Here is an 18,094-nt window from a genome sequence, read left to right on the forward strand (position 1 = left end):
GGCGCCGACGCGGCGCCTGGAGTATGCAAGCGCTTATTATAGGCGTCCCGTCGGGCCGGCCCCGGCACCAGACTGTTCCGGTTCCGACTCTTGGCCATCGTCCATTTCCCGCTCAAGTTGGTTGAACGCCGCATGCTGGCGCCCTCGGTCGGTCATTACGTGTTCGCCCGCGACGACGGCCAGCCGCTGGACTTCATCCCCGGCCAGTTCATCCAGGTGCATTTCAGCTACGCCGACGGCACCGCGGCCAAGCGCAGCTACTCGCTGGCCACCATCCACGACCATGCCCTCGGCGCGGGCGAAACCGTGGAGATCGCGGTCAGCTACGTCGCCGGCGGAGCGGCCACGGCCTTGTTCGAAGGGCTCGAGGCCGGCGGCCGCATCGATGCCAGCGGGCCCTACGGCCGCTTCTGCCTGATGCCGGGCGACGCGAACCGGCGTTATCTCTTCATCGGCACCGGCACCGGCGTCACTCCGTACCGGGCGATGCTGCCGCTGGTGGAAAAACTGATCGTCGAACGCGGCATCGAAGTGGTGTTGCTGTACGGCGCGCGCACGCCGGAAGAACTGCTGTACGGCGACGATTTCCGCGCCTTCGCCGAGAAGCATCCGCAGTTCCGCTTCGTGCCCTGCTTCTCCCGCGAACTGCCCGAAAATCCCCACCCCGATGTCCGCCGTGGGTACGTGCAGCAGTTCCTGGCCGAGTTCTCGCCGAACCCGGACACCGACATCGCCTACCTGTGCGGCAACCCGAACATGGTCGATGCCTGCTTCGAGGCGCTGAAGGCCGATGGCCTGCCGATCCCGCAGATCCGGCGCGAGAAGTACGTCTCGTCGAAGTAGCCGCCTCCCTTCTCCCTCCGGGAGAAGGAAAACCAGTGCCGTGCCTTCAGTCACATCCGCCGCCCGTCTCCGTCATGCCAACATACGGGCCTTGAAAGGCCGCCCACCGGAGACGCCATGCGTCGGATACTGATCACCGCTGCCCTGCTGGCCATCGCCTGCGCGCCCGAAGCGCAGGCGCGCAAGCTGGGCTCCCTGGACTTCAAGGCATGCTCGCTGAGCACGCCCTTCTCCGGCGACGCCATCGCCGCGCAATGCACGACGCTGCAAGTGCCGGAAAACCCGGCCGATCCGAACGGCCGCAAGATCGGGTTGAAGATCGCCTGGATCACCGCAGACCGCGACGATGCGGCCGAGCCGGACCCGGTGTTCATGCTCGCCGGCGGACCCGGGCAATCGGCGCTGGAGTCCTATCCGCAGACCGCCAACGCCTTCGCCGAAACCCGCAAGAAGCGCCACATCATCCTGGTCGACCAGCGCGGCACCGGCGGTTCCAATGCGCTGACCTGCAAGGAGCCGTTCGACGAAACCGAATTGCCCACCCCGCAGGCGGCCAGCGACTACACCACGCGCTGCCTGGCCACGTTGTCGAAACGCGCCGATCCCCGCTTCTACACCACCACCGAAGCGATCCAGGACCTGGAGACGGTGCGCAAGGCGATCGGCGCGCCGCAAATCAACCTGGTCGGCATCTCCTACGGCACCCGCGTGGCCCAGCAATACGCGGCGAAGTACCCGCAAAGCACGCGCACGATCGTGCTGGACAGCGTGGCGCCCAACTCGCTGGTCCTGGGCAACGAGTTCGCACGCAACCTGGAAGACGCCCTCGACCTGCAGTTCGCGCTTTGCGCCAAGACCCCGGCCTGCGTGCAGCGCCTGGGCAATCCGCGGGAAAAACTGCGCGCACTGATGACAAAACTCGAAGCCGACCCGCCGCTGGTGACCTACCGCGACGGCATCACCGGCGAAGGGAAACAGGAAAAGCTCAGCCCCGCGATGGTCGCCGGCCTGGTCCGCATGTATGCCTACATGCCGCTGGCTTCCTCATTGCTGCCGCTGCAGTTGAACGAGGCCGCCAATGGACGCTACGACGCCTTGATGTCGCTGTCGAAGATGCTCGGCGAGCAGATGTCCGACAGCATCACCCTGGGCATGCAACTGTCGGTGATCTGCACCGAGGACGGCAACGAGCTGAAGGCCAATCCCGCCGATGAAGGCACCCTGCTCGGCAACGACTTCGCCAACTACCTGGTCGCGCAATGCGCGGTCTGGCCCAAGGGCGTACGCCCGGCCGGTTTCCGCGCGCCATTGAAGGGCAACGTGCCGGCGCTGCTGCTGTCCGGCGAATTCGATCCGGTCACTCCGCCCCGCTACGGCGATGCGGTAGCCAAGACCCTGGCCAATGGACGCCACCTGATCCTGCGCGGCCAGGGCCACAACGTGATCGGGATCGGCTGCATGCCGAAACTGATGGCCCAGTTCATCGAGGGCGCCGACGCGAAGAAACTCGATGTGAAGTGCCTGGAAAAACTTCCCTACACGCCGCCTTTCACCGACTTTTACGGATGGGAACCATGATCCGGAAGTGGAGAGGCAGGAAGAGGGGAGTCGGAAAACCCGATTCGTGAAACCTGGCCACTCCGCACAAGGAAGTAACAACCGCATTTGCTTTTCCTCACTCCTCACTCCTCCCCACTCACTCCTCCCGGCATCCCCATGATCCAAGTACAAGACTTGCACAAAGCCTTCAAGACCAAGAAGTCGACGGTCAAGGCCGTCGACGGCGTCGGCTTCGAAGCCCGCGATGGCGAGATCACCGGCTTGCTCGGGCCCAATGGCGCCGGTAAGACCACCACCTTGCGCATGCTCTACACGCTGATGAAACCGGACAGCGGCAAGGTGCTGGTGGATGGCGTGGACGTGGCCGTTGATCCGGAAACCGTGCGCCGCGCACTGGGCGTGTTGCCCGACGCGCGCGGCGTGTACAAGCGCCTGACCGCACGCGAGAACATCACCTATTTCGGCGAATTGCACGGGCTGGATGCTGCGACGATCGCGCAGCGCACCGAGCGGTTGGTGCAGGCCTTGAACATGCAGGATTTCATCGACCGCCGCACCGAGGGCTTCTCCCAGGGCCAGCGCACCAAGACCGCGATCGCGCGCGCGCTGGTGCACGACCCGAAGAACGTGATCCTGGACGAGCCGACCAATGGCCTGGACGTGATGACCACCCGCGGCCTGCGCGAATTCCTCAAGCAGCTGCGCGCCGAAGGGCGCTGCGTGGTGTTCTCCAGCCACATCATGCAGGAGGTCGCGGCGCTGTGCGATCGCATCGTGATCGTCGCCCGCGGACAGGTGGTGGCCTCCGGCACCGCCGACGAACTGCGCGCGCAGACCGGCGAGGAAAATCTCGAGGACGCTTTCGTGAAAGCGATCGGCTCGGAAGAAGGACTGCACGCATGAAATCCATTCGTACCCTGCTGACCGTGATGCGCAAGGAATTGCGCGACATCTTCCGTGATCGCCGCACCCTGCTGCTCGCGCTGGGCATGAGCCCCTTGCTGGCGCCGATCCTGTTGGTCGGTCTGGGCACGCTGGGCGAAAGCCGGGCCCGCAGCCAGATCGAGAAGCCGCTGGAGTTACCGGTGGTCGGACGCGAGCACGCGCCCAACCTGATCGCCTGGCTGGAAGGCCAGAACGTGGTGATCAAGGCGCCGCCCAAGGACATCGCCGCGGCCATCGCCAACCAGGAGGAAGACGTGATCCTGCGCATCGGCGCCGATTTCCCCGGGCAATGGCGCAAGAGCCTGCCTGCGCCGCTGGAAATCATCCGGGACAGCACCCGCCAGGATGCGGAGATCCCGGCCAAACGCCTGCAGGCCCTGCTCTCGACCTATGGCGGACAGACCGGTTCGCTGCGATTGCTGGCGCGTGGCGTGAGTCCCGGCACGGCCACCGCGATCCAGATCCGGCAGACCGACCTGGCCACGCCCGAGGCGCAGCGCGGACGGATGCTGTCCTTCATCCTCCCCTATTTCCTGATCATCAGCGCCTTCCTCGGTGGCGCCGCGCTGATCCTGGACGCCACCGCCGGTGAGCGCGAACGCCAGTCGCTCGAGCCTTTGCTGGCCACACCCGCGCCGCGCGGCGCCATCGTCAGCGGCAAGATCGCGGCGGCTTGCGCGCTGGCCCTGGCCTCGCTGTTGTTGACCCTGCTGGCGTTCAAGCTCGGCGCCCTGCTGTCGCCCACCGTGGGTCGGCAGATGGAAGTCAGCTTCATGGCGATCGCCCAGTTGCTGCTGATCCTGGTGCCGATGGTGTTCATCGGCACCACCTTGCTGACCTACCTCGCCGCCTCGGCCAAGAGCATGAAGGAAGCGCAAAGCCACATGACCTGGCTGATGCTGCTGCCGATGCTGCCGACCATCGTGTTGATCGTGAATCCGGTGAAGACCCAGCTGTGGCAGTTCGCGGTGCCGTTCCTGGCCCAGAACCAGCTGATCCTGAAAGTCGTGCGCGGCGAAGCGATCGGCTTGCAGCAATGGGCGATCTACCTCGCGGCCGGCTTCGGCCTGGCCGCGATCCTGTGGTTCGCGGCGACGCGCCGCTACCAGCAGGAACAGCTGGCGATCTCGGGGTAACGGAAGCGGGTACGCACGGCATCCCGTTTCCGGCTTGCCCGCGTGTCTCTCGTTGTAGGAGCGGGCCTTGCCCGCGATGCTCTTCCCACAACTGCGCAAGAGCATCGCGGGCAAGGCCCGCTCCTACAGTGGCGATGGTTTTCCCGGCGCTCAGCGAAAAAAAAAGGCCGGCATTGCCGGCCTTTTTCATCCTTGGCGATCCGGATCAGCCCGGATTGAAAGCCAGCGTGCGGCGGGTGGTGGTCGGCGCGTCGATCGGCTCGAACCTCCAGCGGCGCACCGCGTTCAACGCCTCGCGGTCGAACACCCGGGCCGGGGTGGCGCGGACCACGCGTGCGTTGGTCACCGAGCCATCGGTGCCGATGGTCAGTTCCACCAGCACTTCGCCGCTGGTGCCGGCGCGCAACGCTTCCGGCGGATAACGCGGCGACGGGGCGCTGACGACCTTCAGTGTCGGCGCGGCGGCCGGCTTCGGCGCGGGCGGCGGCGCGGCGGCGGCCGCTTGGCGTTGGGCGGCGGCGGCGGCCTCGCGTTGCGCGGCGGCGGTACGTTCGGCTTCCGCGGCGCGGGCCGCATCCTGTTGCTGCTGGGCGGCCAGCGCGGCGGCGGCCTGCTGCTGCTGTACGGCCTGCTGCGCCAGGCGCTTTTCTTCCAGCGCCTTGGCTTCCGCGTCGGTGACTTCCTTGGTCTTTTCGTTGGCCAGGCGCGCGGTGACGGCCTGCTGGGCGGCGGCGATGTTCTGCTTCAGGCGGGGCAGCGACGGCGCCTTCGGATCGGCCTTCTCGATCAGCGCGGAAAGCCGCTGGGCCTCGACGAAATCCTCGCGGGCGATGCTTTGTTCGGTGGCGATCACCGTGTACGGCATCAGGTCCGTCAGCGCACTGGTCACGGCCGCGTCGTTGGGCAGCTTGTCGCGCAATCCCAGGTAGTACTCGACGGCGTTGTCGCCACCGGGCGCGTAGATGCGGTTCTCGCCCAGCGCCTTGGCGGCGGCGGCGCGTAGGTCCTCGGCGCCCATGGCCTGGACCTGGGCGGAAACGGCCGGTGCCGGTGGCGCCGCAACCGTGGCCGCAGCCGGCGTGGCGGCAGTGGTGGCTTCGGTGCCGGCCTGCTCGTCCTTGGAACAGGCCGCAAGCGCGACCAGCAACGACAGCGCGACCCAACGCGAGTTCTTGGAAACCGTGGCAAAAGACATTCGTTTACTCCCCAGACAAACCATTTGGATAACCCCCGACTGACCCCAGACGACTCAAGCATGAAGCATGCCAGCGCATTTGTCGGCTTCCCAGCCTATTTGCCGATGCAGAAGCTGGAAAAAATGCGCCCAAGCATGTCGTCGGCCGAGATCTTCCCCGTGATCTCGCCCAAGGCCTCATGGGCCAGACGCAATTCTTCGGCGGCCAGTTCCAGCATTTCGTGACGTAGTTCACCGTTTGCCGCTTCGGCATGGGCCTGGGCCCGACGCAAGGCCTCGACATGGCGGCCGCGTGCGGAGAACTCGCCGGCGCTGGCCTCTTCCGTGTTGCCCATGGCCAACCCGCGCAGACGCTGATGCAGGGTTTCCAGACCCTGGCCGCTGACGGCCGAGACCCGTACCGCACCGCCTATGCCCCCATCGCCGATATCGCCCGCCGGCGGGGCCAACAGGTCGCTCTTGTTGTGGATCAGCAGGCGCAGCGGCACCGCCGCGATGTCCGCCTCGACCGCGGCCAGGCCGACGGCGGGGTCGCGGGCATCCACCACCACCAGCGCCAGGTCGGCGGCTTGCAGTTCGGCCCGGGCCCGGCGCATGCCCTCGCGCTCGATCGCATCGCCGCCCTCGCGCAAACCGGCGGTGTCCACCAGCGTCAGTTCCAGACCATCCAGGCGCATGCTTTCGCGCAGCACGTCGCGGGTGGTGCCGGGGACATCGGTGACGATGGCGCGATCGCTGCCGGACAGCGCGTTCAGCAGCGAACTCTTGCCTGCGTTCGGCGGGCCGACGATCACCGCGTGCAGGCCGTCGCGCAGCTTGCGGCCACGCTCGGCCTCGACCAGCAGTTGCGCGAGATCGGCCTGGGCCTGCGCAAGCCGCAGCTTGACCGCTTCGCCACCGAGCGTGTCCAGCGATTCGTCGGCGAAATCGATCGCCGCTTCCACATGCACGCGCAAGCCCGACAGGCTCTCGGCCAGCGCATCCACGCGTTGCGAGAACACCCCGTCGAGCGCGCGCCGCGCCGCGCGCGCCGCGCGCGCGTCGGAAGCGGCGATCAGGTCGGCGATGGCTTCGGCCTGGGCCAGGTCGAGGCGGTCGTTGAGGAAGGCGCGCTCGCTGAATTCGCCCGGACGCGCCGGGCGCGCACCCAGCGCGCAGGCGCGTGCGACCAGTTGCTGCAGCACCACCGGGCTGCCGTGCGCCTGCAGTTCGACCACGTCCTCGCCAGTGAAGCTGCGCGGCGCGGGGAACGACAGCGCGATCCCGTCGTCGATCGTCTCGCCATTGCCGTCATCGAAACGCACATGGTGCGCATGGCGCGGACGCAGTCGGCGGCGGCAGAGGTTTTCGGCGATCGCCAGCGAGCGCGGCCCGGAAAGCCGCACGATGCCGACGCCGCCCGCGCCCGCCGCGGTGGCGACGGCGACGATGGTCTCGGGACCGGATCTGGCAACAGGCGCGGATGAAGTCATGGCCGGAAGTCTTGCATATCCGCAAAAGAAAACCCGCCTTGCGGCGGGTTTCCCGGGGGATGCCTGCGTGGGCCTACTTCGCGGCGATCGTCTTTGGCTTGCCCTTGTCCTTATCCTTCTCTTCGGGCGCGCCCGGCATCTTCAGGTGCCGGCCCAGCCACCACTGCTGCAACAGACCGAGGCTGCCGTTGGTGACCCAGTACAGCACCAGGCCGGACGGGAACAACGCCATCATCCCGCCGAACACCAGCGGCATGAACTGCATCATCTTCTGCTGCATCGGATCCATGCCCACCGCCGGGGTCATCTTCTGCGTGCGCCACATCACCAGCATGTTCAACGCCGGCAGGATGAAGTACGGATCGCGCGCGGTCAGGTCGTGGATCCACAGGAACCACGGCGCCTGGCGCAGTTCCACCGATTCGTTGATCACCCAGTACAGGGCCAGGAAGATCGGCATGGTCACCAGGATCGGCAGGCAGCCGCCCATCGGGTTGATCTTCTCCTTCTTGTACAGCTCCATCTGCGCCATCTGGAACTTCTGGCGGTCGTCGCCGTAGCGCTCCTTCAGCTGGGCGATGCGCGGTTGGAACTGGCGCATCTTGTTGGCGCTGCGGTACTGCGCGGCGGACAACGGCCACAACGCCAGCTTGACCAGCACCACCAGGCCGATGATCGACCAGCCCCAGTTGCCGAGCAGCGAATGCAGGTGATTGAGGATCCAGAACAATCCCTGGCCGATCACCGCGAAGATCGAGAAGCGGCTGTAGTCGACCGCGCGTTCCAGGCCGGGCACGTTCTGCGCCTTGATCTGCTGGACCAGCTTGGGACCGACATAGAGCCGGGCTTCGGTCGTGGCCTGCTGGCCCGGCGCCACCACCAGGTTGCCGGTCCACTTGTCGCGGATCAGGCTGCGCGGCGTGCCGCTGCTGGTGTCGAGCTCCAGCTGCATCACCGACTTGTCCTTCGCCTCCGGGATCCAGGCGCTGAAGAAGTGATGCTGCAGCATCGCGATCCAGCCGCCGGTCACGCCCATCGAATTCAGCGCCGCATCGTCCTCCAGGTAATCCTTGAACGGACGGCGCTCATAGGCCTTCTGGTCGCTGTACCAGGTGGCGCCGGTGAAGCTGAAGGATTCCGGATTGGTCATGCCGCTCTTGACGATCGGCGGCGTGCGGATCAACTGGCGATAGATCGCGCCCTGCCACGGCGCGCTGCCGGCATTGGCCACTTCGTCCTTCACCGTTATCGCGTAGCTGCCGCGCTTGAGGGTGTAAGTGCGGCGGATGCTGACGCCATCGGGGCCCTGCCACAGGAACGGCACGGAAACCTCGGTCGCGTCAGCGGCCAGCACCACGTCGGATCCCGGATGCTCGGCCACGAAACCGGTGAGATGGTTGGGCGCCGCGCCGTTCGGGCTGACCCAACCGCTTTGCGCCGCATAGAAGTGCGCGGGATCCTGGCTGAACAGGTTGACCGGCCGACTGCCGGCGGCCTTGCTCTGCGGATACTTCAACAAGTCGGCTTCGAGCACGCTGCCGCCATCCAGGGTCAGGCGCAGGACATCGGTGCTGACCACCACGCGCGGACTCGAAGCGGTGGCGGCTGCGGCAGTCGCGGGAATGGCCGTACCGCTGGCTGTCGTTTCGACCGCCGCCGTTGCGCTGGGAACGTTGCTGGACGAAGACGGCGCTGCCTCGACCTGCGCGCTCGGCGCCGCCGCCGGCGCGGGCTTGGGTGCGTTGAACTTGCCCCATTCCATCCACAGCAGGGTCGCCACCATCAGCCAGGCGAAAATCAGGAAGACACGGGTCTGGTTCATCGGGCAGGCATTCTCAACCGGTGGAAACGTCCGGTTTGGGCGTGTTGCTGGAAAGGGAAGGAAGCGAAGTGGAGGAAGTTGATTCCTTGACCGGCGGCATTGTGCCGGGCGCGGCCGATGCGGGCAATGCGCCGGCGCGCACCAGCGTGCGCAGGAAGGTTTCGCGCAACTGCGCGTTGTCGGCCTTGCGCGCCGCCACGCGCGCGACCAGCACATAGTCGCCGCCGGGCAATTGCCCGCGCAGTTTGCGGAACTGGTCGCGGAACACGCGCTTGATCCGGTTGCGGCCGACCGCGTTGGGATCGACCTTGCGCGATACCGCCAGGCCCAGTTTCGCCGGCGTTTCGCCCGTCAGCCAATGCAGGCTCAGCAGCGGATCCGAAGTGCGGCGCGCCTGAGCGAACACGCGAGCGTATTCGGCACCCGTGCGCACCCGCGCCGCGGGCGGGAAAGTGGCGCTCTTCACCCGGGACGGAGTCACGCGAGACGGGATCACGGATACGAAAAAGTCCGCACAGGACTGCGCGGACTCTTGCGAAGGACGGGCATGGATGGACTCGGCCGCAGCTGCGGCAGGGCCATCAGGCGCTCAGGCGCGTGCGGCCCTTGGCACGGCGACGGGCCAGGATCTTGCGGCCATCGGCGGTCGCCATGCGGGCACGGAAACCGTGGTCGCGCTTGCGCTTGAGGTTGCTGGGTTGGTAAGTGCGCTTGGTGGCCATGGGGCCCTCGGGCGGGTTGCAATGGAAAGAACCGGTAATTCTATAGGGCCGACCAAGCCCGGGTCAACTCCGCCGTAGCCTGCCTTTGCCGGGCGCGCACGCGCCACTGGATCGATCGGGCGGCGAATGCCGCTACCCGATGTCTATGGCTGGAAATATGCCGCGATGCGGCGCGTGATAATGTGACCGACTGTATTTCACCCGCGTCCCGCGCGATTCCTCTTGCCGCGCACGCCCTCCAGAAGAACCGATTGCTGCCCTCGATGGATGCCTGGCCCCGCTGCCTCGAACGCCTGGAAGCCGAACTGCCGGCGGAGGATGTCCACACCTGGCTCAAGCCGCTGCAGGCCGAACAGCGCCTGGATGCCATGGTGCTGTACGCGCCGAACGCGTTCATCGTCGAACAGGTCCGCGAGCGCTACCTGTCGCGGATCCAGGAACTGCTCGGCCATTTCGCCGGCCATCGCGATGTTTCGGTGGAAATCGGATCGCGCGCGCGCATCGCCGAACCGGCGCCTTCGGCCTCGACCAGCGCCAGCTTCGCCGCCGCCGAGCCTTATGCCGGCAATCTGGATTCGCATTACAGCTTCGACAATTTCGTCGAAGGCCGCAGCAACCAGCTCGGCCGCGCCGCCGCCTGGCAGGCCGCGCAGAAACCGGGCGACCGCGCCCATAACCCGCTGCTGCTGTACGGCGGCACCGGCTTGGGCAAGACCCACCTGATGTTCGCCGCCGGCAACGAACTGCGCCGGCAGAACCCGAATGCGCGCGTGCTGTACCTGCGCTCGGAACAGTTCTTCAGCGCGATGACCAAGGCCCTGATCGAGAAATCGATGGACCAGTTCAAGCGCCGCTTCCAGCAGGTGGACGCACTGCTGATCGACGACATCCAGTTCTTCGCCGGCAAGGACCGCACCCAGGAGGAGTTCTTCCACACCTTCAACGCGCTGTTCGACGGCCGCCAGCAGATCATCCTGACCTGCGACCGCTACCCGCGCGAAGTGGAAGGCCTGGAACCGCGGTTGAAATCGCGGCTGGCCTGGGGCTTGTCGATCGCGATCGAGCCGCCCGACTTCGAGACCCGCGCGGCCATCGTGCTGGCCAAGGCGCGCGAGCGCGGCGCGCAGATTCCCGACGACGTGGCCTTCCTGCTGGCCAAGAAGATGCGCTCCAACGTGCGCGACCTGGAGGGCGCCTTGAACACGCTGACCGCGCGCGCCAACTTCACCGGCCGCGCGATCACCCCCGAATTCGCCCAGGAAACCCTGCGCGACCTGCTCCGCGCCCAGCAGCAGGCAATCAGCATCCCCAACATCCAGAAGACCGTGGCAGACTATTACGGTCTGCAGGTCAAGGACTTGCTGTCCAAGCGGCGCACGCGCTCACTGGCGCGACCGCGACAGGTGGCGATGGCCCTGGCCAAGGAACTGACCGAACACAGCCTGCCCGAGATCGGCGACGCCTTCGCCGGTCGCGACCACACCACCGTACTGCACGCCTGCCGGCAGATCCGCAACCTGATGACCACCGACGGCAAGCTGCACGAGGACTGGGACAAGTTGATCCGCAAGCTCAGTGAATAAAAGGCCCCAGGCTCTGTGGATAAGTTGGGGATGGAAACGGCCTGCAAAGTTATCCACAAGTTGTACCGGCGTCCAACGGCCCATAGTACCGGGTTTGAATTCACCGAAAAACATAGTTGATTCAAGGTGTTATGCTGGTTGTCCACTGAATTCGGCGCAACCATCACCACCAGTTTTTGATTTATTACTCTTTTAAAGATCCAGTGCATAAGGGGCCAGCACCACATGCGTTTCAGTCTGCAGCGAGAAGCCTTCCTGAAGCCGTTGGCACAAGTCGTCAACGTGGTCGAACGTCGGCAGACCTTGCCGGTCCTCGCCAACTTCCTGGTCCAGGTCCAAGGCGGGCAACTCTCGCTGACTGGTACCGACCTGGAAGTGGAGATGATCGCGCGCAGCGCGGTCGATGACGCCCAGGACGGTGAAACCACGATCCCGGCGCGCAAGCTGTTCGAGATCATCCGGGCCCTGCCCGACGGCAGCAGGATCACCGTGAGCCAGACCGGCGACAAGGTCACGGTGTCGGCCGGGCGCAGCCGCTTCACCCTGGCGACCCTGCCGGCCAACGATTTCCCCTCGGTCGATGAAGTCGAAGCCACCGAGCGGGTCAACGTGCCGGAAGCCGCGCTCAAGGAACTGATCGAGCGCACCGCCTTCGCCATGGCCCAGCAGGACGTGCGTTATTACCTCAATGGCCTGTTGTTCGACCTGGGCGACAAGCTGCTCCGCTGCGTGGCCACCGACGGCCATCGCCTGGCCCTGTGCGAAACCCCGCTGGAAGGCGCCGCCGGCGCCAAGCGCCAGATCATCGTGCCGCGCAAGGGCGTGACCGAGCTGCAGCGACTGCTGGAAAACGGCGACCGCGAACTGGAGCTGGAGATCGGCCGCAACCACATCCGGGTCAAGCGCGACGACGTGACCTTCACTTCCAAACTGATCGACGGCCGTTTCCCCGACTATGCCGCGGTGATCCCGATCGGCGCCGACCGCGAGGTCAAGCTGGATCGCGAAGTCCTGCGTGCGGCCCTGCAGCGCGCGGCGATCCTGTCTAACGAGAAGTACCGCGGCGTCCGGGTCGAAGTGTCGCCTGGCCAGCTCAAGATCAGCGCGCACAACCCGGAGCAGGAAGAAGCCCAGGAAGAGATCGAGGCCGACACCAAGGTCAGCGACCTGGCCATCGGCTTCAACGTCAACTACCTGCTGGATGCGCTCTCCGCCTTGCGCGACGAACACATCATCATCCAGCTGCGCGATGCCAATTCCTCGGCTCTGGTGCGCGAGGCCAGCAGCGAGAAATCGCGGCACGTGGTGATGCCGCTGCGCCTGTGATCGAGCTGTTCCACGTGGAACACGCACTGCCTCGCCCGGGATTCTCCGGGCGAAGTCGTTTTGGGGCCACGCAATGCATGTAATCCGGCTGACCGCTTCCGGCCTGCGTCGTTTCGATTCGGCGTCGATCGATCCTGCCCCTGGCCTGAACCTGATCACCGGCGATAACGGCGCCGGCAAGACCAGCCTGCTCGAGGCCCTGCACCTGATGGCCTATGGCAGGAGTTTTCGTGGGCGGGTGCGCGACGGACTGGTGCGCACGGGCGCCGAGGCCGTGGAAGTCTTCGTCGAATGGCGGGAAGGAGCCGAGGCCCGGCACCGTCGCGCTGGATTGCGTCACACCGGTCAGACCTGGGTGGGGCGCCTGGACGGCCAGAACGTAAGCCAGCTGGGCGAGCTCTGCGCGGCGCTTGCGGTGGTCAGTTTCGAGCCAGGCAGTCATGCACTGGTGACCGGCGGCGGCGAACCTCGCCGGCGCTTCGTTGATTGGGGCTTGTTCCACGTGGAACCCGGGTTCCTGCCGTTATGGCGTCGCTATGCCCGTGCGCTCAAGCAGCGCAATGCCTTGCTGAAGTCGGGCGCCGGCGGCCCGCAGCTGGATGCCTGGGACCATGAACTGGTCGAGACTGGCGAGCCGATGACCCGCCACCGCCAGCATTACCTGGAGCAATTGCAGACCCGCCTGTTGGCGGTCGCCGGGGACCTGGTGCCGGCCCTGGGCGCGAGCAGTATCGAATTCCAACCAGGTTGGCGCAGCAGCGAATTGTCCCTGGCCGACGCGCTCCTGCTGGCGCGCGACCGCGACCGTGGGGTGGGCTATACGACTGTCGGTCCGCACCGCGCGGATTGGCGGATCGACTATGCAGGCCATCCCCACCGGGAATCCCTTTCGCGCGGGCAAGCCAAGCTCTCCGCACTCTCCGCCTTGCTGGCGCAGGCGGAGGACTATGCCCAGCGTCGTGGCGAATGGCCGATCGTGGCCCTGGATGACCTGGCTTCCGAACTGGACCGCAACCACCAGCGTCGGGTCCTGCAACGACTCGTGGGCAGCGGGGCCCAGGTCTTCGTTACTGGCACCGAGTCGCCTTCAGCCTTGACTGAGCTGGAAGTGGCGCCCACCTGGTTTCACGTGGAACACGGCTTGATCCAGCTTCGCTGAGTGGCGGGTGTCTGGAGTGGCCGGTAGTCGAAATGCTATAATTCCTGCCTCACTCCCTATAGCTAATGTGTAGCGCCTCCCTTCGCGTCGACCCGCGAATCCGGCCTGCACAGAGGCCAGCAGCCGACCCCGAAGCGAATGACCGAAGAAACGACGACACCTGTCCCCAACGGCAATTACGATTCCAGCAAGATCACCGTCCTGCGCGGACTGGAAGCGGTCCGCAAGCGACCGGGCATGTACATCGGCGACGTGCACGACGGCACCGGTCTGCATCACATGGTGTTCGAGGTGGTGGACAACGCCATCGACGAGGCGCTGGCCGGCCACGCCGACGACGTGGTGGTGAAGATCCTGGGTGACGGTTCGGTCGCGGTCTACGACAACGGTCGCGGCATCCCGGTCGACATCCACAAGGAAGAGGGCGTCTCGGCGGCGGAAGTCATCATGACCGTGCTGCATGCCGGCGGTAAGTTCGACGACAACAGCTACAAGGTATCCGGTGGCCTGCATGGTGTCGGCGTGTCGGTGGTCAACGCCTTGTCCGAGCACCTCTGGCTGGATGTCTGGCGCGACGGTTTCCATTACCAGCAGGAATATTCGCTGGGCGAGCCGCTGTATCCGCTCAAGCAACTCGAAGCTTCCGACAAGCGCGGCACCCTGTTGCGGTTCAAGCCGGCCAGCGAAATCTTCAGCGACGTCGAGTTCCATTACGACATCCTGGCCAAGCGCCTGCGTGAGCTGTCGTTCCTCAATTCCGGGGTCAAGATCACCCTGAGCGACGAGCGCGGCGAAGGCCGCCAGGACCTGTTCCAGTACGAAGGCGGCATCCGCTCGTTCGTCGAACACCTGGCCAAGCTGAAGACCCCGCTGCATCCCAATGTCATCTCGGTGACCGGCGAAGAAAACGGCATCACTGTCGACGTGGCGCTGCAGTGGACCGATTCCTACCAGGAAACGATGTTCTGCTATACCAACAACATCCCGCAGAAGGATGGCGGTACCCACCTGATCGGTTTCCGCGCCGCGCTGACACGCACGCTGACCAATTACATCGAGCAGAGCGGCATCGCCAAGCAGGCCAAGATCACCCTGTCCGGCGACGACATGCGCGAAGGAATGATTGCGGTATTGTCGGTCAAGGTGCCGGATCCCAGCTTCTCCTCGCAGACCAAGGAGAAGCTGGTCAGTTCCGAGGTCAGGCCGGTAGTTGAGCACACGTTCGGTGCACGTTTGGAGGAGTTCCTGCAGGAACACCCCAATGAGGCCCGCGCCATCACCGGCAAGATCATCGACGCCGCCCGCGCCCGCGAAGCCGCGCGCAAGGCCCGCGACCTGACCCGCCGCAAGGGCGCGCTGGACATCGCAGGCCTGCCCGGCAAGCTGGCCGATTGCCAGGAGAAGGATCCGGCGCTGTCGGAACTGTTCATCGTCGAGGGCGACTCCGCCGGCGGTTCCGCCAAGCAGGGCCGCAACCGCAAGAACCAGGCGGTGCTGCCGTTGCGCGGCAAGATCCTCAATGTCGAACGCGCGCGCTTCGACCGCATGCTGGCCTCGGCCGAGATCGGCACCCTGATCACCGCGCTGGGCACCGGCATCGGCCGCGACGAATACAACCCGGACAAGCTGCGCTACCACCACATCATCATCATGACCGACGCCGACGTCGACGGTTCGCACATCCGCACCCTGTTGCTGACCTTCTTCTACCGGCAGATGCCGGAGTTGATCGAGCGCGGCCACATCTATATCGGCCTGCCGCCCCTGTACAAGCTGAAGCAGGGCAAGCAGGAGATGTACATGAAGGACGACGCGGCGCTCAACCTCTACCTGGCCAACAGCGCGGTCGAGAACGCCGGCCTGATCCCCGCCGAGGGCGAGCCGCCGATCAGTGGCGAAGCGCTGGAGAAATTGCTGCTGTCCTTCGTCGGCGCCCGCGAGGCGATCGCCCGCAACGCGCACCGTTACGATCCGGTCCTGCTCGAATCGCTGATCGATTTCACCCCGCTGGACATGGAGCACCTGAGCCGGAACATCGACGAGCGACGCGAACTCGATGCGCTGGAATCCAAGCTCAACCGCGGCGGCATCGGCAGCGCGCGCTATGCCTTGAAGCTGCAGTCCGCTACCGAACAGCGTCCGGCGGCATTGCTCGCCACGCGCAAGCATATGGGCGAGGAACTGATCCAGGTGCTGCCGGTGACGGTCTTCGAATCCGGCGAACTGCGACCGCTGCGCGAAGCCGCGTCGATGCTGCATGGCCTGATCCGCGAAGGCGCGCAGATCGTACGCGGCAACAAGACCCAGCCGATATCGAGTTTCGCCGAAGCGCAGGCCTGGTTGCTGGAGGAAGCCAAGAAGGGCCGCAGCATCCAGCGCTTCAAGGGCCTGGGCGAAATGAACCCGGAACAGTTGTGGGATACCACGGTGAATCCGGACACGCGCCGCCTGCTGCAGGTACGCATCGAGGATGCGGTCGCCGCCGACCAGATCTTCAGCACGCTGATGGGCGACGTGGTCGAACCGCGCCGCGAGTTCATCGACGCCAACGCGCTGAAGGTTTCCAATCTCGACGTCTGAATCCAGCGAAGCGGCAGTGATCGAAGGGCGGGGGCCACCGCCGCTTCCGGCGCCGGTCCCGCGCCCGGTTCGGCCGCTCGCGGGATTCTTTCTGGACCTGGCGATCGCCATCGGCGCGATGCTGTTCCTGTCCGTGGCCTGCGGAATGGCCTGGGCCATGTTCGAAGGCGTGCGGTTCGCGCTGCAGGGCGGTGCTGCACCGGATCCGGCGTCGCTCATGCGCTCGATTGGCCAGCCAGGCGCCCTCGCCATGATCTGGATGACTCTGGTCAGCACCGGCGGCGCGGCCCTGGTGGTGTATTTGTGGCGTCGCCGGGCCACGCGCGCCGAACGCACGGCTTCGATCCAGGCAGCGCGGAAACTCTCCACCTGGGGCTGGGTGCTCGCCACCGCTGCGGCCACGTTCCTGTTCAGCACCGCGATCACCAGCCTGTCGCAGTCGCTGGGCGTGAAACCGGAACCGACCAACCTGGCGATCATCGAAGCGGCGTTCCTCACCAACCCGGTGTTCCTTGCCCTGTTCGGCGTATTGATCGCGCCTGCCTACGAGGAACTGCTGTTCCGCAGGGTGCTGTTCGGCCGCCTGTGGGCCGCCGGACGCCCCTGGCTGGGCGTGGCGCTGAGCAGCGCTGCCTTCGCCCTGATGCATGAAATCCCGGGCACCACCGGCAACAGCTGGCAGGCGACGGGCGTGCTGTGGCTGACCTACGGATTCATGGGCGCGGCCTTCGCCCTGGTGTACTGGCGAACCCGCACGCTGTGGGCTTCGATCGCCGCGCATGCCCTGAACAACGCCGTGGCCCTGGCCCTGGTCAGGTTGTATGGCGGCGGCTGAACCCGTGGGTTTGACGAAAAGTTAAGGCAGAAACCAGCACACTTGCCGCCCGAATCAGGGGTATCGAGATGAAACGTTGGTTTCTTTCGGCCGCAATCATCGCCGCATTGGCGGGTTGCGCCACCACCACTTCTTCCACGGGTCGCACGCAACTCGTCGGTGGCGTGTCCCAGGAACAACTCAACCAGTTGGGCGTGCAGGCTTTCACCGAGGCCAAGAGCAAGGGCCCGCTGAGCAACGATGCGAAGCAGAACGCCTACGTGCGCTGCGTGGTCAATGCGCTGGTCCGGCAGTTGCCGGCGCAGAACCGGTCGGTGGCGTGGGAAACCGCGATCTTCGCCGACAAGGAACCCAATGCCTTCGCCTTGCCGGGTGGAAAGGTCGGGGTGAATACCGGCATCTTCACCGTGGCCAGGAACCAGGATCAGCTCGCGGCGGTGCTGGCGCACGAGATCGGTCACGTGGTCGAGCATCACCACGACGAACGCATCACCCGGCAGATGGGCGCGCAGGCCGGCCTCGGCATTGCCGGCGCCGTGCTCGGCGCCCGTTACGGCCAAGGCGCGGCCGATGCGACCAGCCAGTTCGGAGGTTTGGCCGCGCAAGGGCTGTTCCTGTTGCCGGGTTCGCGCACTCAGGAAAGCGAAGCCGATGTGGTTGGCCAACGGTTGATGGCCCAGGCCGGCTTCGATCCCGCGCAGGCGGTCAACCTGTGGCAGAACATGATCGCCGCCGGTGGCAGTCGTCCACCGCAATGGCTGTCCACCCATCCCGATCCCCAGTCCCGCATCCAGGAATTGCGCAGCCGTGCGGGAACCCTGGCGCCGAGTTACCAGCAGGCGCGCGCCGCAGGGCGCGTGCCGAAGTGTGGATGAGCCCGGGTTTGCTGCTTCGCAGCACACAACCCGGTTCGCAA

Annotated in this window: 14 protein-coding genes and 1 pseudogene; 10 read left to right on the plus strand and 5 right to left on the minus strand. The window is 65.8% G+C overall.

Going from position 1 to position 18,094, the window contains the following annotated elements; genetic code table 11:
• The first annotated feature begins 23 nt into the window (after positions 1–23).
• The 4 genes and pseudogenes from CSC74_RS17080 to CSC74_RS17095 all read left to right on the plus strand — a co-directional run bounded on the left by CSC74_RS17080 (position 24) and on the right by CSC74_RS17095 (position 4,484).
• Positions 24–843, plus strand: a pseudogene (locus CSC74_RS17080) (ferredoxin--NADP reductase).
• A gap of 117 nt (positions 844–960) precedes the next feature.
• Positions 961–2,421, plus strand: coding sequence for an alpha/beta hydrolase (locus tag CSC74_RS17085; protein WP_162315711.1), 1,461 nt, complete (start codon positions 961–963; stop codon positions 2,419–2,421).
• Between the two features lie 138 nt (positions 2,422–2,559).
• A complete protein-coding gene (locus CSC74_RS17090) occupies positions 2,560–3,306 on the plus strand; it encodes an ABC transporter ATP-binding protein (protein WP_162315712.1) in 747 nt (248 codons plus the stop codon).
• Complete coding sequence (locus CSC74_RS17095; RefSeq protein WP_162315713.1) at positions 3,303–4,484, plus strand: ABC transporter permease; 1,182 nt, start codon at positions 3,303–3,305, stop codon at positions 4,482–4,484. Before CSC74_RS17090 ends, CSC74_RS17095 begins: the two co-directional genes overlap by 4 nt.
• 205 nt (positions 4,485–4,689) lie before the next feature.
• On the opposite strand, the gene CSC74_RS17100 is transcribed toward CSC74_RS17095, so the two are convergent.
• The 5 genes from CSC74_RS17100 to rpmH all read right to left on the minus strand — a co-directional run bounded on the left by CSC74_RS17100 (position 4,690) and on the right by rpmH (position 9,695).
• On the minus strand, positions 4,690–5,679 hold the full coding sequence (locus CSC74_RS17100) for an energy transducer TonB (RefSeq protein WP_162315714.1): 990 nt from the start codon (positions 5,677–5,679) through the stop codon (positions 4,690–4,692).
• A 95-nt stretch (positions 5,680–5,774) separates the two neighbouring features.
• Positions 5,775–7,151 (minus strand): tRNA uridine-5-carboxymethylaminomethyl(34) synthesis GTPase MnmE, encoded by a 1,377-nt coding sequence (gene mnmE / locus CSC74_RS17105; RefSeq protein ID WP_162315715.1) that lies wholly within the window; start codon positions 7,149–7,151, stop codon positions 5,775–5,777.
• Between the two features lie 73 nt (positions 7,152–7,224).
• Positions 7,225–8,973, minus strand: coding sequence for a membrane protein insertase YidC (gene yidC, locus CSC74_RS17110; RefSeq protein WP_162315716.1), 1,749 nt, complete (start codon positions 8,971–8,973; stop codon positions 7,225–7,227).
• Between the two features lie 13 nt (positions 8,974–8,986).
• The gene (gene rnpA / locus CSC74_RS17115; RefSeq protein ID WP_246193365.1) at positions 8,987–9,454 is read right to left on the minus strand and encodes a ribonuclease P protein component; all 468 of its coding nucleotides are present in this window, start codon (positions 9,452–9,454) and stop codon (positions 8,987–8,989) included.
• A gap of 100 nt (positions 9,455–9,554) precedes the next feature.
• Positions 9,555–9,695 carry a 50S ribosomal protein L34 gene (gene rpmH / locus CSC74_RS17120; protein ID WP_162315717.1) on the minus strand — a complete coding sequence of 47 codons (141 nt, stop codon included), beginning with the start codon at positions 9,693–9,695 and terminating at the stop codon, positions 9,555–9,557.
• 263 nt (positions 9,696–9,958) lie between these two features.
• On the opposite strand from rpmH, the gene dnaA reads away from it, so the two are divergent.
• The 6 genes from dnaA to CSC74_RS17150 all read left to right on the plus strand — a co-directional run bounded on the left by dnaA (position 9,959) and on the right by CSC74_RS17150 (position 18,053).
• Positions 9,959–11,278 (plus strand): chromosomal replication initiator protein DnaA, encoded by a 1,320-nt coding sequence (gene dnaA, locus CSC74_RS17125; RefSeq protein ID WP_162315718.1) that lies wholly within the window; start codon positions 9,959–9,961, stop codon positions 11,276–11,278.
• A 225-nt stretch (positions 11,279–11,503) separates the two neighbouring features.
• A complete protein-coding gene (dnaN, locus tag CSC74_RS17130; RefSeq protein ID WP_162315719.1) occupies positions 11,504–12,604 on the plus strand; it encodes a DNA polymerase III subunit beta in 1,101 nt (366 codons plus the stop codon).
• Positions 12,605–12,677: 73 nt separating this feature from the next.
• On the plus strand, positions 12,678–13,763 hold the full coding sequence (gene recF / locus CSC74_RS17135) for a DNA replication/repair protein RecF (RefSeq protein ID WP_162315720.1): 1,086 nt from the start codon (positions 12,678–12,680) through the stop codon (positions 13,761–13,763).
• A gap of 138 nt (positions 13,764–13,901) precedes the next feature.
• The gene (gene gyrB / locus CSC74_RS17140; RefSeq protein ID WP_162315721.1) at positions 13,902–16,343 is read left to right on the plus strand and encodes a DNA topoisomerase (ATP-hydrolyzing) subunit B; all 2,442 of its coding nucleotides are present in this window, start codon (positions 13,902–13,904) and stop codon (positions 16,341–16,343) included.
• Between the two features lie 16 nt (positions 16,344–16,359).
• Complete coding sequence (locus CSC74_RS17145) at positions 16,360–17,178, plus strand: CPBP family intramembrane glutamic endopeptidase (protein WP_246193367.1); 819 nt, start codon at positions 16,360–16,362, stop codon at positions 17,176–17,178.
• 68 nt (positions 17,179–17,246) lie between these two features.
• The gene (locus tag CSC74_RS17150; protein WP_162315722.1) at positions 17,247–18,053 is read left to right on the plus strand and encodes a M48 family metallopeptidase; all 807 of its coding nucleotides are present in this window, start codon (positions 17,247–17,249) and stop codon (positions 18,051–18,053) included.
• The last annotated feature ends 41 nt before the right edge of the window (positions 18,054–18,094 follow it).

This window comes from Pseudoxanthomonas yeongjuensis, from assembly GCF_010093345.1.
In the GTDB taxonomy this organism is placed as follows: Bacteria; Pseudomonadota; Gammaproteobacteria; order Xanthomonadales; family Xanthomonadaceae; genus Pseudoxanthomonas_A; species Pseudoxanthomonas_A yeongjuensis.